This is a genomic window from Litchfieldella rifensis (genome assembly GCF_042646605.1).
Taxonomy (GTDB): Bacteria; Pseudomonadota; Gammaproteobacteria; order Pseudomonadales; family Halomonadaceae; genus Litchfieldella; species Litchfieldella rifensis.
Genome location: NZ_JBHRUG010000017.1, coordinates 272,207 through 293,129, shown reverse-complemented (window position 1 = coordinate 293,129; position 20,923 = coordinate 272,207). Strand labels below are relative to the sequence as shown.

Below are 20,923 nucleotides of genomic sequence, written 5' to 3'. Positions count from 1 at the left end.
CGTCTCATCTCCTGGAACGTGATAGGTAATCGTCACTCATCAGGGATCGCAGGCGAACCGCCAGCCAGTCGATGAAGGCGGGCTCCGGTCGAGCCTCCACGTCCAGCGCCCAACAGCGGCCATCGGCGATGTCACGACATTTCACTGCATCCTTGGCGGTCATCACCACGGCGCGCCCATCGCCGAAGGACAGATCCGCCGCGCCGAAATCATGATGATCGGCAAAAGGGTGCGGCTCGACCTCGAGCCCCAGGGCATCCAGAGTGGCAAAGAAGCGCTCGGGATGCCCGATCCCGGCGACGGCATGCACCGGACCATCGAAAGGCGGTGTCTCGACGGGCGTCCGGGTATCGTCGCACACTCGTCGCCAATAGCGTGGCACCAGGCGCATCTCGTGATACGGCTCGGGCATGGTCTGACGCGACCGGCCGTTGACGATCAGGGCATCGCAACTCGCCAGCCGCGCCAAGGGTTCGCGCAACGGACCGGCCGGCAGACAACGGCCGTTACCGAAGCCCCGTTCGCCATCGACCACCACCAGTTCGAGATCACGACCCAGTGCGAGATGCTGCAGCCCGTCATCTGCAATCAGGATATCGCAACCTTCCTGCAGGAGGCGACGCGCTCCCCGCGGGCGCACGGGATCGACCACCACCGGCACTCCGGTCTGCCTCGCCAACATCAGCGGCTCGTCGCCACACTGGCTGGCCGGGGTATCGGCCAGCACTCGCAGCGGGTAAGCGTCACTGCGACCCGCGTAGCCACGCGACAGGATGCCCGGTCGATAGCCCTGTTCGGATAGCCAGCATGCCAGCCAGGCGACCAATGGTGACTTGCCGGTCCCGCCGAGCGTGATGTTACCGACCACGATCACCGGTACCGGCGCCTGCCATACCGGCTTGCGACCCGCGGCATACGCCCGAGCGCGAGCGCGCATCCAGTAACGATATATCCACTCGAGCGGCGCCAGCAGCCTGAGCCAGGCGGCACCTCGATACCACGCCGACAGCAAGTACACACCCAGCACGGCCTTTACCTTCACGCCGGCTCCTGGAACTGCAGGCGATACAGTGCCGCATAGGCCCCATCTCGCGCCAGCAACTCGGCATGGGAGCCACGCTCGACGATTTCGCCCTGCTCCATGACCAGAATGCGATCGGCACGTTCGATGGTCGACAACCGATGAGCGATGACGAAGGTGGTCCGCCCACGACAGACTTCCTCCAGCGCTCGCTGGATATAACGCTCGGACTCGGTGTCCAGTGCTGACGTGGCCTCGTCGAGAATCAGGATCGGCGCATCCTTGAAAATGGCGCGCGCGATGGCCAGGCGTTGACGCTGCCCACCGGACAGCATCACACCATTGTCGCCGACCACGGTGTCATACCCTGCCGGAAGACGCTCGATGAACTCATCTGCATAGGCGGCACGGGCGGCGGCCTCGATGGCATCACGGCTGGCCCCAGGTACCCCATAGGCGATGTTGTCGGCGATACTGGCATTGAACAGCGTGACCTGTTGCGATACCAGGGCGATCTGACGGCGCAGTGGCGACAGGCGGTATTCTTCGATTGGCACTTCGTCGATGAGAATGCGGCCCTTCGTGGGGCGGTAGAAACGCGGCAGCAGACTGACCAGAGTCGATTTGCCGCTGCCCGAACGTCCCACGATGGCGATCATCTCGCCCGCAGCGACGTCGAGATCGATGCCCTTGAGCACCTCCGGCTGGTCCTTACCATAGGCAAAGCGCACACCCTCGTAGCGCACCCGGCCGACGAAACGGGGAGGCACGCGAGTGCCGGTATCGTGCTCGGGCGATTCGGCCAGCAAACCGAACAGTTCGCTCGACGCGGCGATGCCTTTCTGGATCACACTGTTGACCTCGGTGAGCTGGCGCACTGGTTTGGCCATCAGCGAGGCCGCGGTGACGAAGGCGACGAACTCCCCTGCCGTCATGTTATTCATCAGCTCCGGCGCCATCGCCAGCCATACCAGCACCGCCAGCGCCAGCGCCACCAGCAGTTGGATCACCGGTGTGCTGACGGCCTTCGTCAGGGCTTCTTTCATGCTCTGCTGGCGGTTGTACTCGCTGGCCTTGGCGAAGCGGCGCTTCTCGTAGTCCTCGGCCCCGTGGGTGCGTACTACCCGGTACCCGGACAAGGCTTCCGAGGCCACATGGGTGACATCGCCCATGGAATACTGGATACGCTGCGAGATCCGCCGGAAGCGTTTGCTGGCATAGGTGACGACACCACCGATCAGCGGCGTCACGGCCAGGAACAGCAACGTCAGCAGCCAGTTGGTCCACACCAGGTAAGTGATCAAGCCGATCACGAACAACCCTTCGCGCAGCAGAATGGTGATCGCGTTACTCGCCGCTCCGGTGACCTGCTCGACATGGTAGGTCACCCGCGAGATCAGATGGCCACTGGAATGGGAGTCGAAGAAGTGCCCGGGCAGGTGCAACATGTGGTTGAATACGTCGCAGCGCAGTGCGTGCACCACATTGCGCGCCACATCGCTCATGAAATAGGTACCCAGGAAGGTACCCACCCCACGGGTGACGAACATGCCCACCACGAACAGCGGCAGGAACAGACGAAAGGCTGCATCGGGGCTCTGAATGCCATCGATCAGGCGCTTCATCATCTCCGCCAGGGCGGTGCTGGACGCCGCATAGATGGCATACCCCAGCACCGCCAGCAGGAAGGATTTCCAGTATGGCCTGACATAACCCAGCAGGCGCTTGTAGAGGGACCAGCCTGACGTCTGTGTCACGGTGTCTCCGCTTGTATGAATGAATCTTCGCCCTCACGCGTGGCGATGCGCACACGAGTGATACCCAAAGCGGCGGCCTGATCCAGAGCCCTGACGACGACGGCATGTCGTGCGCGGCCATCGGCCTCGACGATCAATCCATGCTCCCGCGCCACCTCGACCCGGGTCGCCAGTGCCGATGCCAATTCCTCGGCCGACACCTGCGTACCGCCCAGCCGATATTCGCCCTCGGCGTCGACCACCAGCGTCACCGGCGACGCTTCCAGAGCCGAGCCCGCGACGCTTTCCGGCAACTCGAGCTGCAGCGCCTGTCGGGTTTCGAAAGTGGTCGACACCATGAAGAAGATCAGCAGCAGAAAAACCACGTCGATCAATGGGGTAAGATTGACCTCCACCGGATCACGACGTCGCCGGGGGAATCTCACGAGCCCTCCACTCGAGTTCCGTGACGCCCCTCGGTATCGTGCCGCTCGCCATCATGCCGTTCGGCCAACGTCAGCTCACCCTGGTGATGCGCCAGAAACTCTACCAATTGCCCGGCCTGCTCCTCCATGCGCACGGTGATGTCCTCCACACGGCGCTGGAAGTAACGATGGAACATCAATGCCGGAATGGCCACCGTGAGGCCGGCAGCGGTGGTCACCAGTGCCTGCGAAATACCGCCGGCAAGATCGGCAGTGCGCTCGACGCCATCGGCAGTGACGATCACGGCAAAGACCTCGATCATGCCCACCACCGTACCCAGCAGACCGATCAGGGGCGTAATGGCGGCGATGGTGCCCAGCGGGCTCAGGAAGCGCTCCATATCGTGGATCACCGCCGTAGCGGCTTCCTGCAGCCGCGCCCGCACCTGTTCATGGCCGAGTCGCGCATTGCGCAGCCCGGCAGCCAGCACGCCTCCCAACGGCGAATGGCTCTCCAGCCAGTAGAGGTTCACCTGGCCTCGGGCAATTAAGGTGCAGACCTCCTGGCTCAGCCCCAATGGGGCGATCCGTCGGGCTCGGAGCGTCCACAACCGCTCGATAACGATCACCGTGGCCACCAACGAACAGCCCAATAGCGGTATCATCAACCAACCGCCGGCCACCAAGGCGTCGAGCACATCCATCCGAAGCTCCCCCTCCAAACCCAAGAGCAGCGGGCGACGAAGCCTCTCGCCCCCGCTCAAGGCTGCGATTCTACCTCATGACAGGGGCCTTCGACACCGCCGCCCGGCAGCGGCCGTGTGCCGGCCACCGGCGCCGCAGCACCATCTCCCAGCCACAGAGTGACGGCACCGTCCAGGGCAGTGTTCCACAGGCAGCTTCGCTGGCGACGAAAACGACGCACCACGTCGTCATGGGGATGCCCGAAGGCATTGTCGCGCCCGGCGCTGAAGATGACGTGCCGTGGCGAGAGTTCGGTGACCCACTGCGGCCCCGAGCTGGTACGGCTGCCATGGTGGCCGGCCACCAGCCCCTGCAACGGCAACGGTACCTGACGCAAAAGGCGTCGCTCGATATCATTGCCGACATCGCCGGTGATCAGCAGGCGTTGCCCGCCGGCCTCGACCAGCAGCACGCAGGAGCGGTCATTGCTCGACCAGCGCGCATTGTCTCCGGATGGCGGCCACAGAAAGCGCAAGTCCACGCCATCCCAGCGCCAGGCCTCTCCAGCACGGCAAGGAGAGAAAGGCACCCCGATGATCTCGCCCGACGGTGCCCGGTAGTCCTGCACGCGATGGTCGGCCAAGGCCGGCACGCCGCCGGCGTGATCGAGATCGTCATGGCTGACGATGACCCTATCGAAGACCTGCCCGGACGGCCATAGCATGGCCAGAGGCATGAAGCCGGAACGGAAGCGCGGTCCGGTATCATACAGCAGGCGATGGGTTGCGGTACGCAACTCGACCACTTGCCCCTGCCCCACATCGTGCACTCGCACGCGAACCTGCCCCTCGCCGATCGCTGGGGGCTCCAGCACTGTTGGCAGTACCCCCAGCAATAGCGTTCCCGTCACGCGCAACCCACGCTCGAGCCCGGGCAATGCCCACAGCATGCTGATCATTCCCAGCGCCGTTGCCACAGGCAGCACCTGCCAAGGTGCCGGCTCCCAGAGTGGCAACCAGGCAACGGCCTGGACGAGCAGTGCCTCGAGGCCACCGGCCAACCAGGCGAATAGCCCCCAGCACCCTTGAGCCAGTGGAGGAATGCCGACCAGCAGCCAGCCCAGCAGCCCCAGTGGCACCATCAGCATACTCACCAAGGGCACCGCCACCAGGTTGACCAGCGGCGCCACGGGCGCCACGCGCGCAAAGGCCAGTATCACCGCCGCCGCCATCAATGGAGCCAACAGCAGTTGCGTGCGTACCAACGCCCAGCACCAGCCATACACCCCTCGCGGCCGTCCGCGTCGCTGCCAGATCAGGATCAACAAGGCCACGGCAACAAACGATAGCCATAACCCCGGACGCCATACCGACAGGGGGTCGCTCGCCACCACCAACGCCAGGGCCAGCCACCACCCCTGCCATGCCCCGGGGGCATGGCGGCCGCTAGTCACCCACAGCCCCATCAGTGTCATGAGCATGGCACGCATCGCGGGAGGTTCGAGCCCCGCCAGCCAGGCATAGCCGACACTCGCCACCCCCGCTGCCCACCATGGCCACACCGCCATTCGCCAGCGCCCCGGGGTGACCAGGCGCGCCCCGCCTCGCGCCAACAGCAGTACAAAAGCCGCCACCAGTCCCACATGCAAACCGGAGATGACCATCAGGTGGGTGGTGCCGCTGGCATTGAGCAACGCCCAGTCGTCTGCGTTCAGGCGTTCCCCCGCGCCCAACGTGAGGGCGGCCAACCAGCGTCGCGCCGAATCGTCCAGCACCTGGTCATCCAGGTGCGCCAATGCCATGCGGCGTAGCGAGGGTCTTGCCGCCTCCAGGCGAACCGCCGCCGGCTCGCGGCGCACATAACCGGTGGCATCGATCCCCTCTCGCCATAGCCAGGCGCCATAATCGAAGGTATGCGGGTTGGCGAACCCCCGGGGCGGACGCAGTCGCACGCTCAAGGCCCAGCGCTCGCCCACCTCCCAGTCATCGGCAACAAAGGCACTCAGGCGTATGCGACGCAGGCGATTGCAGGGCAGTCGGTTCGCCTCGAGCGGCTGGCAGTCCTTCACCTCGAAGTGCAGGCGCGCCCGGTCGCCTTCGCGGGTCAACGAGACGATTCGCCCTTCAACACGAAGGGTCACGCCGGAGAGCCCCTGCGGCAACTGCGCCTGGCGCGCCCACAGCACTTGGCCGGCCGCCAACGCCAGCGTCAGCAGCAACAACACCCAGACACGCTGCCGGGCAACCACCAGTAGTGCCAGTGCTCCTGCCTCGAATAGCCCGGGCGGCGACAGACCACCCAAGGCCGCCCCCGACAACGCGGCAACAGCCAATGGCATCGCCAGTCCCGTTCGCATTCCTTTGCTCCTGCTGCTCATGACTCCCACGCCGCGTCATCGCGCCGATCACCACAGCCGCCTCTCCTGCGGCAGCTTCAAACATGGCGGGGCCTACGGCTTGTATGGATAATAGCTCGGGTCACGAACCGACGGGCCGACTTCATGCCGCGCCGCTTTCTACAGCGCTACCTACCCCATCCCGACACGCTCAGGCGCAGACGCTCTTTGCGCTTCGTCAGCCATTTGATCGGCAATCCCTCGCTGTGGATGTTATCGCGCCGCTCGGTGGCCAACGCCTTCATGGTGGGGTTGTTCAGTGCGCTGTTGCCGATCCCCTTCCAGATGCTGGTGGCGGCTTTCGGGGCCTGGCTGCTGCGCTGCAACCTACCGCTATCGGTAGGGCTGGTGTGGATTACCAACCCCCTGACCATGCCGGTGATCTTCTATGGCAATTATCGGCTCGGGGCATGGCTGCTGAGCACCCCGGCACGTGAGGCACCGGCACGGCTATCGACGCGCTGGATCGCCGACCAGATGCTCGACATCCTGCCGATACTGGCGCTAGGGTCGCTGGTATCGGCGGTCGTGGCGGGGCTGGTTGGCAACCTGGTGATCCGCCTGATCTGGCGCTGGCACGTATCGCGCAGTTGGAAGCGTCGCCGCCTCAAGCGCCGCCACGCCCGACGCTCGGCAGTCGACGATCTCTGACATCCATCCGCCTCACTCGTCCCTCAGGCCGGCGACAACCGCCCCTCATCGAGACGCAGCACACGATCCTGATGAGCGGCCAGCGCCGGGTCATGCGTCACCACGACGAAGGCGCAGGCACTCTGCTGGGCCAGCTCGTCCATCAAGGCCAGGATGCTGGCCGCGGTGCTTTGATCGAGGTTGCCGGTGGGCTCGTCCATCAGCACCAGGCTCGGGTCGGTGATCAGGGCGCGGGCGATCGCGACGCGCTGGCGCTCACCGCCTGACAGCTCGCCAGGCTTGTGATCGCCGCGTGCCGCCATGCCGACCCGGGTCAGGATCTCTTTCGCACGTGCCATGGCCGGCTTGCGCTTGTGGCCGCGCACGATCAACGGCAACGCAGCATTCTCCAGTGCCGTGAACTCGGCCAGCAGATGGTGGAACTGGTAGACGAAACCGATGTGACGATTGCGAAAGCGCCCCATGGCTGCTTCATCGAGTTCCGCCAGACACTGGCCTGCCACGTACACCTCTCCTGCAGTGGGGCGATCCAGGCCACCCAGCAGATTGAGCAGGGTCGTCTTGCCTGAGCCGGAACTGCCGACCACCGCCACACGCTCACCGGCGCGCACCTCGAGGGCCAGCTCATGCAGCACCGTAACGTCCTGAGGACCTTCACGATAGATGCGAGTCAGTCCGCGACAGGTCAGCATGACCGGTGCTGCCGAACGCACGTCGTCGGCGGGCAACTCTACAGATGGCATGTCGGCTCCCTTGTTCATGACAACACCTCACTCATAGCGAAGAACTTCGGCGGGCTGGATACGCGCGGCACGCCAGGCGGGATAGAGGGTCGACAGGAACGTCAAGCCAAGGGCCGCGGCCACGATGTTGCCGACATCGCTCCACTCCAGTCGCGATGGCAGATAGCTGATGAAATACACATTGGCGTCGAGGAACTGGATACCGAACAACGACTCGATACCACGAATCAAGTCGGAAACCGTCAACGCCAGGCCGATGCCCGATGTCACCCCGACCAGGATACCGATGATCCCGATCGCCAGCCCCTGCACGATGAAGATGCCCATGATCGAGCGTGGTGTGGCACCGATGGTTCGCAGGATGGCGATGTCGGCATGCTTGTCGGTCACCACCATCACCAGTGTCGAAACGATATTGAAGGCGGCCACGGCGATGATGACCGTCAGCAGCAGGGCAATCATGCGCTTCTCCATCTGAATCGCCTGAAAGAGGTTGCCATGCGAATAGGTCCAGTCGAGCCCCCGATAACCGCTACCCAATTCGCTGACGATGGCCCGCGTTTCGGCACCCGCAGCGAACAGGTCGTCGAGTTCCAGGCGTAGCCCGCCCACGGCATCGCCCATACGAGCCAGGGTCTGCATGTCCTCGATATTGGCATACGCCAGGTTGGCATCGAGTTCGGCACCGACGCTGAAGATGCCACTGACGGTGAAGCGCTTGAGGCGCGGGAAGACTCCTCCCGGCGTGATCGAGGCCTCCGGCACCAGCAAGGTGACACGGTCCCCCACGCCGACCCCCAGGTTGCGGGCCAGCAGCGAGCCCAGCACCACATTCCATTCGCCGGGAACGAGGGTGTCGAGACTGCCTTGCTGCATATGGCGGCCGATGATCGACACCCGATCCTCGTATTCGGGATCGATGCCATTGACCATGGCGCCCGCGTTGCGTCCCCCTATCGAGAACATGCCATGTTGTTCCACGTAAGGCGCCGCGCCGACCACCCGCTCGCGCTGCATCAGGCGCTCGGCCAGCGATTGCCAGTCGGTCAGCCCCCCACGAGCCTCGATCTTGGCATGCGGCACCATGCCCAGCACCCGGGTACGCAACTCATGGTCGAAACCATTCATTACCGAGAGCACCAGAATCAGCACCGCCACCCCGAGCATCAGGCCCAGCATGGAGGTCAGGGAAATGAAGGAAATGAAGTGGTTACGGCGCTTGGCGCGCACATAACGCAACCCTATCAGGAATGGCAGGCGGTCGAGCATCGCATCGGTTCCTTGTCAGCGGGGGCTCATGGTACGGTTTTTTGCATCGGGCTGCACGGGAAGCCGCATGACATCCCCACTCGATGTTATGCTTGCAACAACGCCACAGCGGTCCTACATTGCGCGGTCTCGTTGCCCACCCGAGAGAAGACTGCGATGGCAAACCGCTTGTTCCCCGAATGGCATCCACAGGATGCTGTCCAACTGACCTGGCCGCGCGCGGATGGCGACTGGTGCGAACTGCTCGAGCGCATCGAAGCGACGCTGGAAACCATGGTCGTGGCCATCGCCCGGTACCAGCGCGTGCTGATCAGCGCTCCCGACACCGCTACCCGCACCCGACTCGCGGCGAGTTTCCATCAAATGGGCGTCCCCATGCAACGCCTGCGACTGATTGTCGCCCCCGCCGACGATACCTGGTGCCGCGACCATGGTCCCATCGCCATCGAGCGCGACGGACGGCCCGTGCTGCTGGATTACACCTTCACCGGCTGGGGCGGCAAGTTCCCCGCCACACGCGACAATGCCTTGACCCGAAACCTGGGGGGCCAGGGCGCCTACCGGGCGCCGGTCGAGCCACGTGAACTGATCCTCGAAGGCGGGGCCATCGACACCGATGGCCAAGGAACCCTGCTGACCACCGAGGCGTGCCTGCTCAACCCCAATCGCAACGCCGGCCTCGAGCGTCAGGCGCTGGAAGCCCGGCTGCGCGAGGACCTGGGGGTCGAGCGAATCCTGTGGCTGCGTCATGGCCACCTCGAAGGTGACGATACCGACAGCCATGTCGATACCTTGGCACGCTTCTGCGACCCGAATACCATTGCCTATGTGAGTTGCGACGACGAGCGGGACCCCCATTATTCGGCACTCAAGGCCATGGAGGCCGAACTCCAGGCGTTCCGGCAGGCCGATGGCACCCCCTATCGCCTGGTGGCGTTGCCTTGGCCACGCCCCTGCTTCGACCCCGAAGACGGCCATCGCCTGCCGGCCACCTATGCCAACTTCCTGATCATCAATGGCGCCGTGCTGGTTCCCGTCTACGGGGACGCCGCCGACGGGCGAGCCCTGGGCATCCTGGCCGACACCTTCCCCGGACGCGATATCGTGCCGATCGATTGTCGCAGCGCGATTCGTCAGCACGGCAGCCTGCACTGCTTGACCATGCAACTGCCCCACGGGAGCCTGAGACCCTTCGCCGAGGAGTAACGAGATGAGCAAGACCCTGAAAGTGGGCCTGGTGCAGCAAGAGGCCTGGCCGGACAAGGCCCGCAGTCTGGCCGAAAGCGAGGCCGGGGTGCGCGAACTCGCCACTCGAGGCGCCGAGTTGGTGATGCTGCAGGAATTGCACGCCACCCATTATTTCTGCCAGTACGAAGACACCGCCCTGTTCGACCTCGCCGAGCCGTTGGACGGCCCCACCGGCCAGCGCCTCGCCGCGCTGGCCGCCGAACTGGACATCGTGCTGGTCGGCTCGCTGTTCGAGCGCCGCGCGCCGGGCCTCTACCACAACACCGCCGTGGTCTACGATCGGGGACGTGGCCAAGTCGGTCACTACCGCAAGATGCACATCCCCGACGATCCGGGCTTCTACGAGAAGTTCTACTTCACCCCCGGCGATGGCGACGCGGGTCGAGGCTTCGAACCCATCGACACCTCGGTGGGCCGCCTGGGGCTGCTGGTGTGCTGGGATCAATGGTACCCGGAAGCGGCGAGACTGATGGCCCTCGCCGGTGCCGAACTGCTGCTCTATCCCACCGCCATCGGCTGGCATCCGCCGGACGACGATGCCGAGAAGGCTCGCCAGAAGGATGCGTGGACCCTGATCCAACGCTCTCACGGCGTAGCCAATGGCTTGCCGGTACTGGTCGCCAATCGGGTTGGCCACGAGCCGGACCTGTCGGAGGTCAGCCCGGGCATCGATTTCTGGGGCGGCAGCTTCGTCTGCGGGCCGCAGGGCGAACTACTGGCCCATGCCGGCGAGGCTCCCGACCGGCTGCTGGTCGAACTCGACATGCGCGGGAGCGAGGACGTCCGGCGCATGTGGCCCTATCTCCGCGACCGGCGCATCGATGCCTATGGCGACCTGACAAGGCGCTATCGGGACTAGGGCTTCGGGCTTCGGGCTTCGGGCTTCGGGCTTCGGGCTTCGGGCTTCGGGAAGCAATCTGCTGTCCCTTCCAGTTGGCTGCCAACTGCCAGTTGCCCGAAGCTCGCGGCTCGACGCTGAGGGTTACTTCCAAAAATCCCGAATCGAGGCAATTCCCTGGGCGCCCACGGCCCGGGCATGGTCGGCGTCGTGGCGGGTCATGCCGCCGAGAGCGAAGACCGGCATCGCGGCGGTTTCCACCAGTTGCTGGAAGTCGTGCCAGCCCAGTGGCTCGACCTCGGGATGGGAGGGAGTGGTACGTAGCGGCGAGAGGGTCACGAAATCGCAGCCGATGCGCGCGGCCTGATCGAGCTGGACCCGATCATGGGTCGAGGCCGATAGCCACTTGCCTTCGGCGACCGGACGACGCTCCAGGCTCATCAATCGCTCGCTGGTCAGGTGCACGCCATCGGCATCGACCGCCTTGAGCAGCTCCGGTTCACCATTGAGCAGCAGACGAGCGCCATGCTCGCGACACAATCCCAGCGTCTTCTCGGCACGCGCCAGATAGGCGTCGCGATCCAGTGTCTTGGCACGCAACTGCACCAGACGGATCCCATCCTCGCGCAGCGCTCGCTCGAGCTTGGTCAGGAAAACCTCGTCGTCGCTCTCTTCGTCGCTGATCAGATATTCGGTGGGCAGCATCACGGCACGCAGAATCGGCAGGTTGGCGGCCGGGAAGGGATAGTTGAACAGCTCGTCCATCGCCACCCAGCGCACCGCCTGGCCCTCACGACCGAAGGGCTCCCCGGCGAAGGTGAGCACCTGCCACACATCCAGCAGGATATGTTTATCGGGGTACTCGTGATGCACGCGGATCAACGGTTGCGCACGCTGGATTTCCACCCCCAGCTCTTCGTGAAGCTCACGCTTCAAGGCTTCGAAGCCGGTCTCGTAAGGGGCCAACTTGCCCCCGGGGAACTCCCATAATCCGCCCTGATCGACGGTGGACGGGCGCCTGGCGATCAGCACCCGTTGACTGTCACGACTGACGATGGCGGCAGCCGCCACGTGTACCCTTCTCTTGACCATGGTGCTCATTGACTCTTCCGGAATGAGTAACGCGTTCCTCGCAAGCTCGGATCAGCTACGATAGTCGGCGTTGATCGATACGTATTCGTGGGATAGATCCGAGGTCCATACCGTGGCGGCCTGCTCGCCCCGCCCCAGACGGATACGGATGACGATTTCCTCGCCAGCCATCACCGCACTGCCGGCCTCCTCGGTATAGCCGGCGGCACGGCCTCCGCTTTCCACCAGGCGCACGTCGCCAAGATCGATGACCACCCGCTCGACATCGAAGTCGGCCACCGGCGCGCGCCCCACGGCTGCCAGGATGCGTCCCCAGTTGGCATCCGAGGCATACAGGGCGGTCTTGACCAGTGGCGAATGGGCCACGGTAAAGGCGACATCCAGGGCTTCCTGACGGGTACGCGCTTCGCCGACCTCCAGGGTGACGAACTTGGTGGCCCCTTCGCCATCGCGAATGATCGCTTGCGCCAGGTCGATCAGCACCCGATCCAGGGCATCGCGGAAGCGGGCAAGATCGGCATCACCGGCCACGCGTGGGCCGCGGCCGGTAGCGATCAGCATGCAGGCATCGTTGGTCGAGGTGTCGCTGTCTACGGTGATGCAGTTGAAGGAGCGCTCCACCCCCTCGCGCAACAACGTTTCGAGCAACGCCTGATCGATGGCGGCGTCGGTGGCCACGAAGCTCAGCATGGTCGCCATGTTGGGCTTGATCATGCCCGAGCCTTTGCTGATGCCATTGATGGTCACCGTCCGCCCGCCGATCTCGACCGTCGCCGTGGCGCCCTTGGGGCGCGTGTCGGTCGTCAGGATACCCTCGGCGGCGGCGTGCCAGCCGCTGTCCGACAGTGCCTCGAGGACTGCCGGCAAAGCACTCAGCAGACGCTCCATGGGCAGTGGTTCACCGATCACGCCGGTGGAGAACGGTAGCACCGACGTGCCTGGCACGCCGGCAAGACGGCCGAGTTCCGCGCAGGTCGCCTTGGCATCGCGCATGCCGATCTCGCCCGTTCCGGCATTGGCATTGCCGGTGTTGATCACCAGATAGCGTGGCGACCCGCTTGTCAGGTGGCGCCTGGCCACGTGCACCGGCGCGGCGCAGAAGGCATTGCGAGTGAAGGTACCGGCAACAGTGGCCCCCTCGGCAACTTCGATCACCACCAGATCGCGCCGTCCTGGCTTCTTGATGCCCGCCTGTGTCGTGCCCAGCCGCACGCCCTCGATCACCGGCATCGCCGGAAACAACGCCTCACCCACCGCCATGGTGATCTCTCCTCAACTAAGTTTTCCGCAACACTGTTTGTACTTCTTGCCCGACCCACAGATGCACGGATCGTTGCGTCCGACTTTAGGTCCTTCGCGACGCACCGGCCGCCCGTCGGTGCCGGGTGGCACCGCGGCCTGAGCGCTGCCGGCGGCACCGGCGGCACCGGCGGCCCGGTGTTCCTCGAGGGCATCGCGACGGCTGGCCGCATTGGCCTTCTCGCGCTCCAGGGCTTCGCGCCGCTTGCGCTCGAGTTCCTCGACCTCCTCCTGACGACGCACCTGCACATGGCTGAGGATCCGCGTCACATCGGCCTTGATGTTGGTCAACAGATTCTGGAACAGCTCGAAGGACTCGCGCTTGTATTCCTGCTTGGGGTTCTTCTGGGCATAGCCGCGCAGGTGGATCCCGCGGCGCAGGTGATCCATGGCCTGCAGATGCTCTTTCCAGCGGGTGTCCAGCACCTGCAGCATTACTTGCTTCTCGAAGCGGCGCATCAGTTCCGCGCCGACCGCCTCGACCTTGGCAGCGTAGGCCTCGCGGTGCTCGGTCTGCAGCCGCTCGCGCAATCGATCTTCGTGGAAGTGCTGGTCTTCCTCGGCCCACTGCAGCAGCGGCGCCTCGAGGTTGAACTCGCTCTTCAAGTGCGCTTCGAGGCCCTCCAGGTCCCATTGCTCGGGCAAGCTCTGGGGCGGCACGAATTCGCTGATCGCTTGATCGAGGACCTCTTCGCGAATGCCCAGCACGTTCTCGGACACGTCTTCGGCGCCGAGAATCTCGTCGCGCTGCTCGTAGATCACCCGGCGTTGGGCATTGGCCACGTCATCGTATTCCAGCAGTTGCTTGCGAATATCGAAGTTGCGACCCTCGACCTTCTTCTGCGCCCGCTCGACGGCATTCGACACCATCTTGTGCTCGATCGCCTCGCCATGCTCGATGCCCAGCGCCTTCATCATCCGCTGGACCCGCTCGGAACCGAACAGGCGCATCAGGTTGTCTTCCAACGACAGGAAGAAACGGGTCGACCCGGGATCGCCCTGGCGACCGGAACGACCCCGCAACTGGTTGTCGATACGCCGCGACTCGTGGCGCTCCGAGCCGACCACGTGCAGACCGCCGGCGGCCAATACCGCGTCGTGGCGCTCCTGCCATGCCGCCTTGATGGCATCGATCTGACTTTGGTCGGCGTTGTCGAGCTTGGCGACCTCCGCCTCCCAGTTACCCCCGAGCACGATGTCGGTACCGCGACCGGCCATGTTGGTGGCGATGGTGATCGCCCCGGGACGCCCGGCCTGCGCAATGATCTCGGCCTCGCTTTGGTGCTGCTTGGCATTGAGCACGTTGAAGGTCATGCCCTCCTGCTTCATCAGCTTGGCCAGATACTCGGAAGTATCGATAGAGGCCGTCCCCACCAGCACCGGACGCCCGGCTTCGGTCTCAGCCTTGACATCCTTGATGATCGCCTCGAACTTCTCCTCGGCGGAGAGGTAGACGAGATCGTTGAGATCTTTCCGAATCAATGGCCGGTTGGTGGGGATCACCATCACGTCCAGGCCGTAGATCTGGCGGAACTCGAAGGCTTCGGTATCGGCGGTACCGGTCATCCCGGCCAGCTTGTCGTAAAGGCGAAAGTAATTCTGGAACGTGGTCGAGGCGAGCGTCTGGCTCTCTTTCTGGATCGCCACGCCCTCCTTGGCCTCCACTGCCTGGTGCAGGCCCTCCGACCAGCGACGGCCTGGCATGCTGCGTCCGGTATGTTCGTCGACGATCACCACCTGACCGTCGTTGACGATGTAATCGACATCGCGATGGTAGAGATGTCGTGCGCGCAGGGCAGAATGCATGTGATGCAACAGATTGAGGTTCTGGGCGGCATACAGCGAGTCGTTCTCACCGAGCAGACCCTCGCTACGCAGCAGTTCCTCGACCTTGTGGTGCCCCTCTTCGGTCAGTTCGACCTGCTTCTGCTTCTCGTCGAGGAAGAAGTCGCCGCTGGCCGGATCCTCCTCATCGGTGCATTTCCCGAGATTCACGGCCAGGCGATCGACCACCTTGTACATGTCGGTGTTCTCGTCCACCGGCCCGGAAATGATCAGCGGCGTACGCGCCTCGTCGATGAGGATCGAGTCGACCTCGTCGACGATGGCGTAATACAGCTCGCGCTGCACCTTGTCCTCCAGCGAGAAGGCCATGTTGTCGCGCAGGTAATCGAAACCGTACTCGTTGTTGGTGCCATAGGTGATGTCACAGGCATAGGCGGCGCGCTTCTGCTCCGAGGTCTGGCCGGCATAGATGGTGCCCACCGACAGTCCCAGAAATTCATAGAGCGGGCGCATCCATTCGGCGTCGCGACGCGCCAGATAGTCGTTGACGGTCACCACGTGCACCCCCCTGCCGGGCAGCGCATTGAGGTAGACAGACAGGGTCGCGACCAGGGTCTTGCCTTCGCCGGTCTTCATCTCGGCGATGCGGCCATGGTGCAGGGCCAAGCCACCGATCATCTGCACATCGAAATGCCGCATGCCCATGACGCGCTTGCTGGCCTCGCGTACGACGGCAAAGGCCTCCGGCAACATCGCGTCGAGGGTTTCGCCAGCGGCCAGGCGCTCACGGAAATCCGTGGTGGAGGCCTGCAGCGCTGCATCATCGAGGGACTCGAAGCGCTCCTCGAGGGCATTGATCTGGGCAACTGTCTTGCCCAGGCGCTTGACTTCGCGGTCGTTCTTGGAACCGACCACCTTGCGTAAAAGAGTATTCAGCATGACATGTCCAGTAGCTTGAGTGCCTGAAACGAAAGCCAGGACGGCACGATGGATGGCGTCCCGGTTGGCGTGTGGCGCTTATCGCAGCATCACGCGGCGATGACGGCTGGACAGGCAGGTGGACCGCGGCGGGTCAACACATCGTGTGCGGCACTGGGCCGGCATGGCGGTACGCCACGGCGCCGCGAGTGCCGGCGCAGGCGAGGCAAGGGAAACTCCCTGCGCGGCTGCCAACGGCGTCGCCAAGCGGCGCGACGGGACTCGGCACGGATGACGTGCGGTGCCAGCAGGCAAATCTGCACCACGCGCTCGGCATGGCGAGCGGCATCGCCGGCGATCAGACCCGCCGGTAGCAGGCAGCCTACCAGTAAACCGGCCAGCCACCAGCGAGAACGCCCTCGACGTCGCGCCACCGGCATGTCGGCTGCGAGCACTGAAGTTGTCGCGTGGTTGGGCTGGCTCATGCTGTTGGCGAGCTCCCGGGCATGCTAGGCTCTGTATTCATCTGCGCTCGTCGTAAATCTCTCGGCCGGCACATGGCCCGTTGTTGATTCGGCACCTCAAGGGCAAGCACATGAGTATAAAGGTTAAGCGTTTCCGCGCCCAGCCCATGTCAGCACTGCTGTCGGGCAGTGGCGAACTGGGAGGCCTGATGCGCATGGCCTCGCTGATCGAGCGTGCCCAGCAGGAGCTTCGTGACCACCTCCCCGAAGAGGTCGGCCCCCATGTTTTCGTCGGCGGATACCGCCAGGGCAGACTCACCCTGATCACCGACCGCGCCGTCTGGCTGACCTGGCTGCGTTACGAACAACCGCGACTGCTGGCCATCCTGCAACGCCGGCCGGAGTTCGAGTCGGTACTCGGTTTCAACCTCAAGGTCCGCCCGATACGCCCTCCCAAGGCCCCTTTGCGACAATCCCGTCAACTTTCGACGACCGCCGCCGACGAAATCTCGTGCTGTGCCCGCGACACCGAAGACCCTCGTCTCAAGCGCGCCCTGGAGCGCCTGGCCTCCCACGCCGAATGTCGACAAGACCCGGACGGAGCCGAATGAGCAACGAAAAACGCCGCCTCCCGACTGAGGGAAGCGGCGCCAAGCCTGGCATATCTGAACCGATCCGACGCGGCGGGACTATGCCATGGCGGGAGCGGCGTAAGAAATCGGCGCTCGCTGGGACTCGTCTTCGAAGGTGACGACCTCCCACGCATCCGGCTGCGCCAGCACGGCCCGGCACAGTTGATTGTTGAGCGCATGCCCCGACTTCACGCCACGGAATTCGCCGATCAGGCTATGCCCCAATTGATAGAGGTCGCCGATGGCGTCGAGCACCTTGTGCTTGACGAATTCATCGTCATAGCGCAAACCACCCTCGTTCACGATGCGGTAGTCGTCGACAACGATGGCGTTATCGAGGCTGCCGCCCAGCGCCAGGTTATGCGAGCGCAGGAACTCGAGATCGCGCATGAAGCCGAAGGTGCGCGCCCGCGAAACCTCCTTGACGAAGGAGGTGGTGGAAAAATCGACCACGGCGCTCTGCTTCTGCAGTTCGAGGACCGGATGATCGAAGTCGATGGCAAAGGACACCTTGAAGCCATTGTGCGGCAGGAAGATTGCTTCCTTGTCATCCTCGCGGACCACGATCTCGCGCTTGATGCGAATGAATTTCTTGGCGGCGCTCTGCTCTTCGATCCCCGCCGACTGGATCAGGAATACGAAGGGCCCGGCGCTACCGTCCATGATCGGCACCTCTGGAGCACTGACATCGACGAAGGCATTGTCGATGCCCAGGCCGGCAAAGGCCGACATCAGGTGCTCGACGGTCGCCACCTTGACACCGTCCTGGGAGAGCGCCGTGCACAGCGTGGTGTCGGTGACATTTTCCGCACGGGCGGCAATGCGCACCTCAGGATCGAGGTCGGTCCGCACGAAAACGATGCCGGTATTCACCGGCGCCGGGCGCAGGGTCAGATAGACCTTCTCACCGGAGTGTAGGCCGACTCCGGTGGCGCGGATGATGTTCTTGAGAGTCCGTTGTCTGATCATGGGATACCGCCAGGTTATGATTTAATTATCAAACACCGTTCACTATAACAGCGAACGAGCGTTTCAACAAAAAAATGATACCCGGCGTTCCCTACTCTCCCCGATAGCAACGATCAATCGGCCTGACGACGCAAGAACGCTGGGATATCGAGGTAATCATCCAGTTCCTGAGACTTGCGCTTGTCGCTGCGCGAAGAGGCGGCCTCCTGCTCGGCCTTGGCGGCCTGCTGACGCATCACCGTCGGCTGTTGCAGCTTGCGATAGTCCGTGGTCTCGGGACGCTTGGCGGCGACTTCCCGCGGCGCAGGTTGTTTCTGTTGGCGACCTTCGAGGCCCGCCGCCACCACCGTCACGCGAAGCTCGTCGGTCATTTCCATATCGATGGAAGTCCCCACCACGATGGTCGCGTCCTGGGACGCGAATTCCTGCACGGTAGCGCCGACATCGTTGAATTCACCGATGGAAAGATCCGGACCGGCCGTGATGTTGACCAGGATGCCGCGAGCGCCATGCAGATCGATGTCTTCCAGTAGCGGGCTGCGAATGGCCTTCTCGGCGGCTTCGCGAGCACGGTTTTCACCGGTAGCCCCGCCGGTGCCCATCATCGCCATGCCCATCTCGGACATCACGGTACGCACGTCGGCGAAGTCGACGTTGATGATACCGGGGCTGGTGATCAGTTCGGCGATCCCCTGCACTGCACCCAACAGCACATCGTTGGCGGCGCTGAACGCCGTCAACAGGCTGGCGTTCTTGCCCAGTACGGCCAACAATTTTTCGTTGGGAATGGTGATCAGGGAGTCGACATGTTCGGAGAGTTCACGCATGCCCTCTTCAGCGGCACGCATGCGCTTGGGCCCCTCGAAGGGGAAGGGACGCGTGACCACGGCCACGGTGAGAATCCCCAGCTCCTTGGCCACCTGGGCGACCACTGGCGCCCCCCCGGTGCCGGTGCCGCCGCCCATGCCGGCAGTGATGAAGACCATGTCGGCGCCGTTGATCAGTTCCGCGATCCGCTCGCGATCCTCCATTGCCGCCTGACGACCCACATCGGGATTGGCTCCGGCTCCCAACCCCTTGGTGATCTCGCTACCAAGCTGGAGAACGGTCTTGGCCGCCACGCGTTTCAACGCCTGGGCATCGGTATTGGCGCAGATGAATTCCACGCCTTCGATGCTACTTTCCACCATGTGATTGACAGCATTACCGCCGCCGCCACCGACACCGATCACCTTGATGACTGCGCTGCTTGAGGGTGCGTTATCTACCAGTTCGAACATAAGCCCCGTCTCCTGGACCATTAATGGCCCCTGTCAGAAATTTCCTTTGAACCAGCCCTTGATCTTGTCCAGCGCCGGAATACCATCCTTGAATCCACGCCGGGAGACGTCCTCCCTTCTCGGCTGAGCCGAGACTACGCGGCCATGCCCGTGCCTGGCGTCACGCATTCCGTAATGTAGCAAACCCACGCCGGTGGAATAAATCGGATTACGCACCACATCGGCCAGGCCTCGCACATTCTGAGGGCAGGCAATACGCACTGGCATATGGAAGATTTCCTCAGCCAGCTCAACCACGCCTTCCATGCGTGAAGTTCCGCCGGTCAACACCACCCCGGCGGCCACCAGGTCTTCATATCCGCTGCGGCGCAGTTCTTCCCGCACCAGAGTGAAGAGTTCCTCATACCGTGGTTCGACGACCTCGGCCAGAGACTGCCGCGAAAGATCCCGAGCCGGTCGATCGCCGACGCTGGGCACCTTGATCATCTCGTCGCTCGAGGCAAGCTGTGTCAACGCACAGGCGTATTTAACCTTGATATCCTCGGCATACTGGGTTGGTGTGCGCAGGGCCATGGCAATATCGTTGGTCACCTGATCGCCGGCAATGGGGATCACTGCAGTATGTCGAATGGCGCCTTCGGTGAACACCGCGATATCGGTGGTCCCGCCACCGATGTCCACCATGCAAACGCCCAGTTCACGCTCGTCTTCGGTGAGCACAGCATGACTCGAGGCGAGCTGCTCGAGAATGATGGCATCGACCTCGAGGCCACAGCGCCGCACACACTTTTCGATATTCTGTACCGCATTGAGTGCGGCGGTAACCAGATGCACACGCGCTTCGAGGCGCACCCCGGACATGCCCAATGGCTCGCGAATACCCTCCTGGGTATCGATGGCAAACTCCTGAGGCAATACATGCAACACTCGCTGCCCTTCGGAAATGGCCCGCGCACGTGCCGAATCGATCACTCTGTCGATATCCGAGGGCGTGACTTCACGATCCTTGATCGCCACCACACCATCGGAATTCATGGAACTGATATGGCTGCCGGCCACGCCGACATATACCGAGTGAATATCACAACCGGCCATCAGCTCGGCTTCTTCCACGGCACGCTGAATCGATTGCACGGTCGACTCGATATTGATGACCACCCCTTTCTTCATGCCTCGGGAGGGGTGTGAGCCGATACCTGCGATTTCAATTCCACCATCGTCGGTAGGTTGTCCCACGATCGCCACGACCTTGGATGTTCCGATATCCAGCCCGACTACCATATTGGAAGCATTGGATTGTCCTGCCATGGGTCGGGGTTACTCCTCGATCTTAATCCGGGTTTAGAATCCATTTAAAGGCACAATAAGACATTGGGCCAATTATAGGAACAACTTGGGTTGTTTCACCAGCCCAGTTGCAAAACATACGTCAGAATACGGGGCTTTTTTCCCGAAAGGAACACCCCGACAGCTT

General features: G+C 63.4%; 18 protein-coding genes. 4 read left to right on the top strand and 14 right to left on the bottom strand.

Features of this window, described 5'->3' with window-relative positions:
- Window positions 1-4 precede the first annotated feature (4 nt).
- The 5 genes from lpxK to ACFOEV_RS08435 are packed head-to-tail and all read right to left on the bottom strand — an operon-like array spanning window position 5 to window position 6,222.
- Window positions 5-1,042: a tetraacyldisaccharide 4'-kinase gene (lpxK, locus tag ACFOEV_RS08455; RefSeq protein ID WP_386772807.1), complete on the bottom strand. Its 1,038-nt coding sequence runs from the start codon at window positions 1,040-1,042 to the stop codon at window positions 5-7.
- Window positions 1,039-2,778: a lipid A export permease/ATP-binding protein MsbA gene (gene msbA / locus ACFOEV_RS08450; RefSeq protein WP_386772805.1), complete on the bottom strand. Its 1,740-nt coding sequence runs from the start codon at window positions 2,776-2,778 to the stop codon at window positions 1,039-1,041. The genes lpxK and msbA overlap by 4 nt, the downstream gene beginning before the upstream one ends.
- Complete coding sequence (locus tag ACFOEV_RS08445) at window positions 2,775-3,203, bottom strand: ExbD/TolR family protein (RefSeq protein WP_386772803.1); 429 nt, start codon at window positions 3,201-3,203, stop codon at window positions 2,775-2,777. Before ACFOEV_RS08445 ends, msbA begins: the two co-directional genes overlap by 4 nt.
- Complete coding sequence (locus tag ACFOEV_RS08440; protein ID WP_386772801.1) at window positions 3,200-3,886, bottom strand: MotA/TolQ/ExbB proton channel family protein; 687 nt, start codon at window positions 3,884-3,886, stop codon at window positions 3,200-3,202. Before ACFOEV_RS08440 ends, ACFOEV_RS08445 begins: the two co-directional genes overlap by 4 nt.
- Before the next feature lie 56 nt (window positions 3,887-3,942).
- Window positions 3,943-6,222, bottom strand: coding sequence for a DNA internalization-related competence protein ComEC/Rec2 (locus ACFOEV_RS08435; RefSeq protein WP_386772798.1), 2,280 nt, complete (start codon window positions 6,220-6,222; stop codon window positions 3,943-3,945).
- Between the two features lie 144 nt (window positions 6,223-6,366).
- Between ACFOEV_RS08435 and ACFOEV_RS08430 the strand changes: the two genes are divergently transcribed.
- On the top strand, window positions 6,367-6,912 hold the full coding sequence (locus ACFOEV_RS08430) for a DUF2062 domain-containing protein (RefSeq protein WP_386772796.1): 546 nt from the start codon (window positions 6,367-6,369) through the stop codon (window positions 6,910-6,912).
- A gap of 23 nt (window positions 6,913-6,935) precedes the next feature.
- Here ACFOEV_RS08430 and ACFOEV_RS08425 read toward each other — a convergent pair whose 3' ends face one another.
- Window positions 6,936-7,604, bottom strand: coding sequence for an ABC transporter ATP-binding protein (locus ACFOEV_RS08425; protein WP_386773071.1), 669 nt, complete (start codon window positions 7,602-7,604; stop codon window positions 6,936-6,938).
- A gap of 78 nt (window positions 7,605-7,682) precedes the next feature.
- A complete protein-coding gene (locus ACFOEV_RS08420; RefSeq protein ID WP_386772794.1) occupies window positions 7,683-8,924 on the bottom strand; it encodes a lipoprotein-releasing ABC transporter permease subunit in 1,242 nt (413 codons plus the stop codon).
- Between the two features lie 156 nt (window positions 8,925-9,080).
- On the opposite strand from ACFOEV_RS08420, the gene ACFOEV_RS08415 reads away from it, so the two are divergent.
- Window positions 9,081-10,130: an agmatine deiminase family protein gene (locus ACFOEV_RS08415; RefSeq protein ID WP_386772792.1), complete on the top strand. Its 1,050-nt coding sequence runs from the start codon at window positions 9,081-9,083 to the stop codon at window positions 10,128-10,130.
- A gap of 4 nt (window positions 10,131-10,134) precedes the next feature.
- Window positions 10,135-11,031, top strand: coding sequence for a carbon-nitrogen hydrolase (locus ACFOEV_RS08410; RefSeq protein WP_386772790.1), 897 nt, complete (start codon window positions 10,135-10,137; stop codon window positions 11,029-11,031).
- 123 nt (window positions 11,032-11,154) lie between these two features.
- Here ACFOEV_RS08410 and ACFOEV_RS08405 read toward each other — a convergent pair whose 3' ends face one another.
- The 4 genes from ACFOEV_RS08405 to ACFOEV_RS08390 form a co-directional block, all read right to left on the bottom strand.
- Entirely contained in the window at window positions 11,155-12,102 is a 948-nt protein-coding gene (locus tag ACFOEV_RS08405) for a Nudix family hydrolase (protein WP_386773069.1), read from the bottom strand.
- 51 nt (window positions 12,103-12,153) lie between these two features.
- Complete coding sequence (gene argJ / locus ACFOEV_RS08400; RefSeq protein WP_386772789.1) at window positions 12,154-13,362, bottom strand: bifunctional glutamate N-acetyltransferase/amino-acid acetyltransferase ArgJ; 1,209 nt, start codon at window positions 13,360-13,362, stop codon at window positions 12,154-12,156.
- A gap of 12 nt (window positions 13,363-13,374) precedes the next feature.
- A complete protein-coding gene (gene secA, locus ACFOEV_RS08395; protein WP_386772787.1) occupies window positions 13,375-16,125 on the bottom strand; it encodes a preprotein translocase subunit SecA in 2,751 nt (916 codons plus the stop codon).
- A gap of 89 nt (window positions 16,126-16,214) precedes the next feature.
- Window positions 16,215-16,589 (bottom strand): hypothetical protein, encoded by a 375-nt coding sequence (locus tag ACFOEV_RS08390; protein WP_386772785.1) that lies wholly within the window; start codon window positions 16,587-16,589, stop codon window positions 16,215-16,217.
- 110 nt (window positions 16,590-16,699) lie between these two features.
- On the opposite strand from ACFOEV_RS08390, the gene ACFOEV_RS08385 reads away from it, so the two are divergent.
- On the top strand, window positions 16,700-17,179 hold the full coding sequence (locus tag ACFOEV_RS08385) for a DUF721 domain-containing protein (protein WP_386772783.1): 480 nt from the start codon (window positions 16,700-16,702) through the stop codon (window positions 17,177-17,179).
- A gap of 78 nt (window positions 17,180-17,257) precedes the next feature.
- Here ACFOEV_RS08385 and lpxC read toward each other — a convergent pair whose 3' ends face one another.
- The 3 genes from lpxC to ftsA form a co-directional block, all read right to left on the bottom strand.
- Window positions 17,258-18,169, bottom strand: a complete 912-nt coding sequence (gene lpxC / locus ACFOEV_RS08380) for a UDP-3-O-acyl-N-acetylglucosamine deacetylase (RefSeq protein ID WP_386772781.1) — start codon at window positions 18,167-18,169, stop codon at window positions 17,258-17,260.
- A 113-nt stretch (window positions 18,170-18,282) separates the two neighbouring features.
- Complete coding sequence (ftsZ, locus tag ACFOEV_RS08375) at window positions 18,283-19,449, bottom strand: cell division protein FtsZ (RefSeq protein ID WP_386772779.1); 1,167 nt, start codon at window positions 19,447-19,449, stop codon at window positions 18,283-18,285.
- Window positions 19,450-19,482: 33 nt separating this feature from the next.
- Complete coding sequence (gene ftsA / locus ACFOEV_RS08370) at window positions 19,483-20,757, bottom strand: cell division protein FtsA (RefSeq protein ID WP_386772777.1); 1,275 nt, start codon at window positions 20,755-20,757, stop codon at window positions 19,483-19,485.
- Window positions 20,758-20,923 lie beyond the last annotated feature (166 nt).

Excerpts from the sequence above, each read along its gene's own strand:
- ACFOEV_RS08440 (WP_386772801.1), bottom strand. The coding sequence starts at position 3,886 with ATGGATGTGCTCGACGCCTTGGTGGCCGGCGGTTGGTTGATGATACCG.
- ACFOEV_RS08435 (WP_386772798.1), bottom strand. The coding sequence starts at position 6,222 with ATGCGAACGGGACTGGCGATGCCATTGGCTGTTGCCGCGTTGTCGGGG.
- ACFOEV_RS08430 (WP_386772796.1), top strand. The coding sequence starts at position 6,367 with ATGCCGCGCCGCTTTCTACAGCGCTACCTACCCCATCCCGACACGCTC.
- ACFOEV_RS08425 (WP_386773071.1), bottom strand. The coding sequence starts at position 7,604 with ATGCTGACCTGTCGCGGACTGACTCGCATCTATCGTGAAGGTCCTCAG.
- ACFOEV_RS08420 (WP_386772794.1), bottom strand. The coding sequence starts at position 8,924 with ATGCTCGACCGCCTGCCATTCCTGATAGGGTTGCGTTATGTGCGCGCC.
- ACFOEV_RS08415 (WP_386772792.1), top strand. The coding sequence starts at position 9,081 with ATGGCAAACCGCTTGTTCCCCGAATGGCATCCACAGGATGCTGTCCAA.
- ACFOEV_RS08410 (WP_386772790.1), top strand. The coding sequence starts at position 10,135 with ATGAGCAAGACCCTGAAAGTGGGCCTGGTGCAGCAAGAGGCCTGGCCG.
- ACFOEV_RS08405 (WP_386773069.1), bottom strand. The coding sequence starts at position 12,102 with ATGGTCAAGAGAAGGGTACACGTGGCGGCTGCCGCCATCGTCAGTCGT.
- argJ (WP_386772789.1), bottom strand. The coding sequence starts at position 13,362 with ATGGCGGTGGGTGAGGCGTTGTTTCCGGCGATGCCGGTGATCGAGGGC.
- secA (WP_386772787.1), bottom strand. The coding sequence starts at position 16,125 with ATGCTGAATACTCTTTTACGCAAGGTGGTCGGTTCCAAGAACGACCGC.
- ACFOEV_RS08390 (WP_386772785.1), bottom strand. The coding sequence starts at position 16,589 with ATGAGCCAGCCCAACCACGCGACAACTTCAGTGCTCGCAGCCGACATG.
- ACFOEV_RS08385 (WP_386772783.1), top strand. The coding sequence starts at position 16,700 with ATGAGTATAAAGGTTAAGCGTTTCCGCGCCCAGCCCATGTCAGCACTG.
- lpxC (WP_386772781.1), bottom strand. The coding sequence starts at position 18,169 with ATGATCAGACAACGGACTCTCAAGAACATCATCCGCGCCACCGGAGTC.
- ftsZ (WP_386772779.1), bottom strand. The coding sequence starts at position 19,449 with ATGTTCGAACTGGTAGATAACGCACCCTCAAGCAGCGCAGTCATCAAG.
- ftsA (WP_386772777.1), bottom strand. The coding sequence starts at position 20,757 with ATGGCAGGACAATCCAATGCTTCCAATATGGTAGTCGGGCTGGATATC.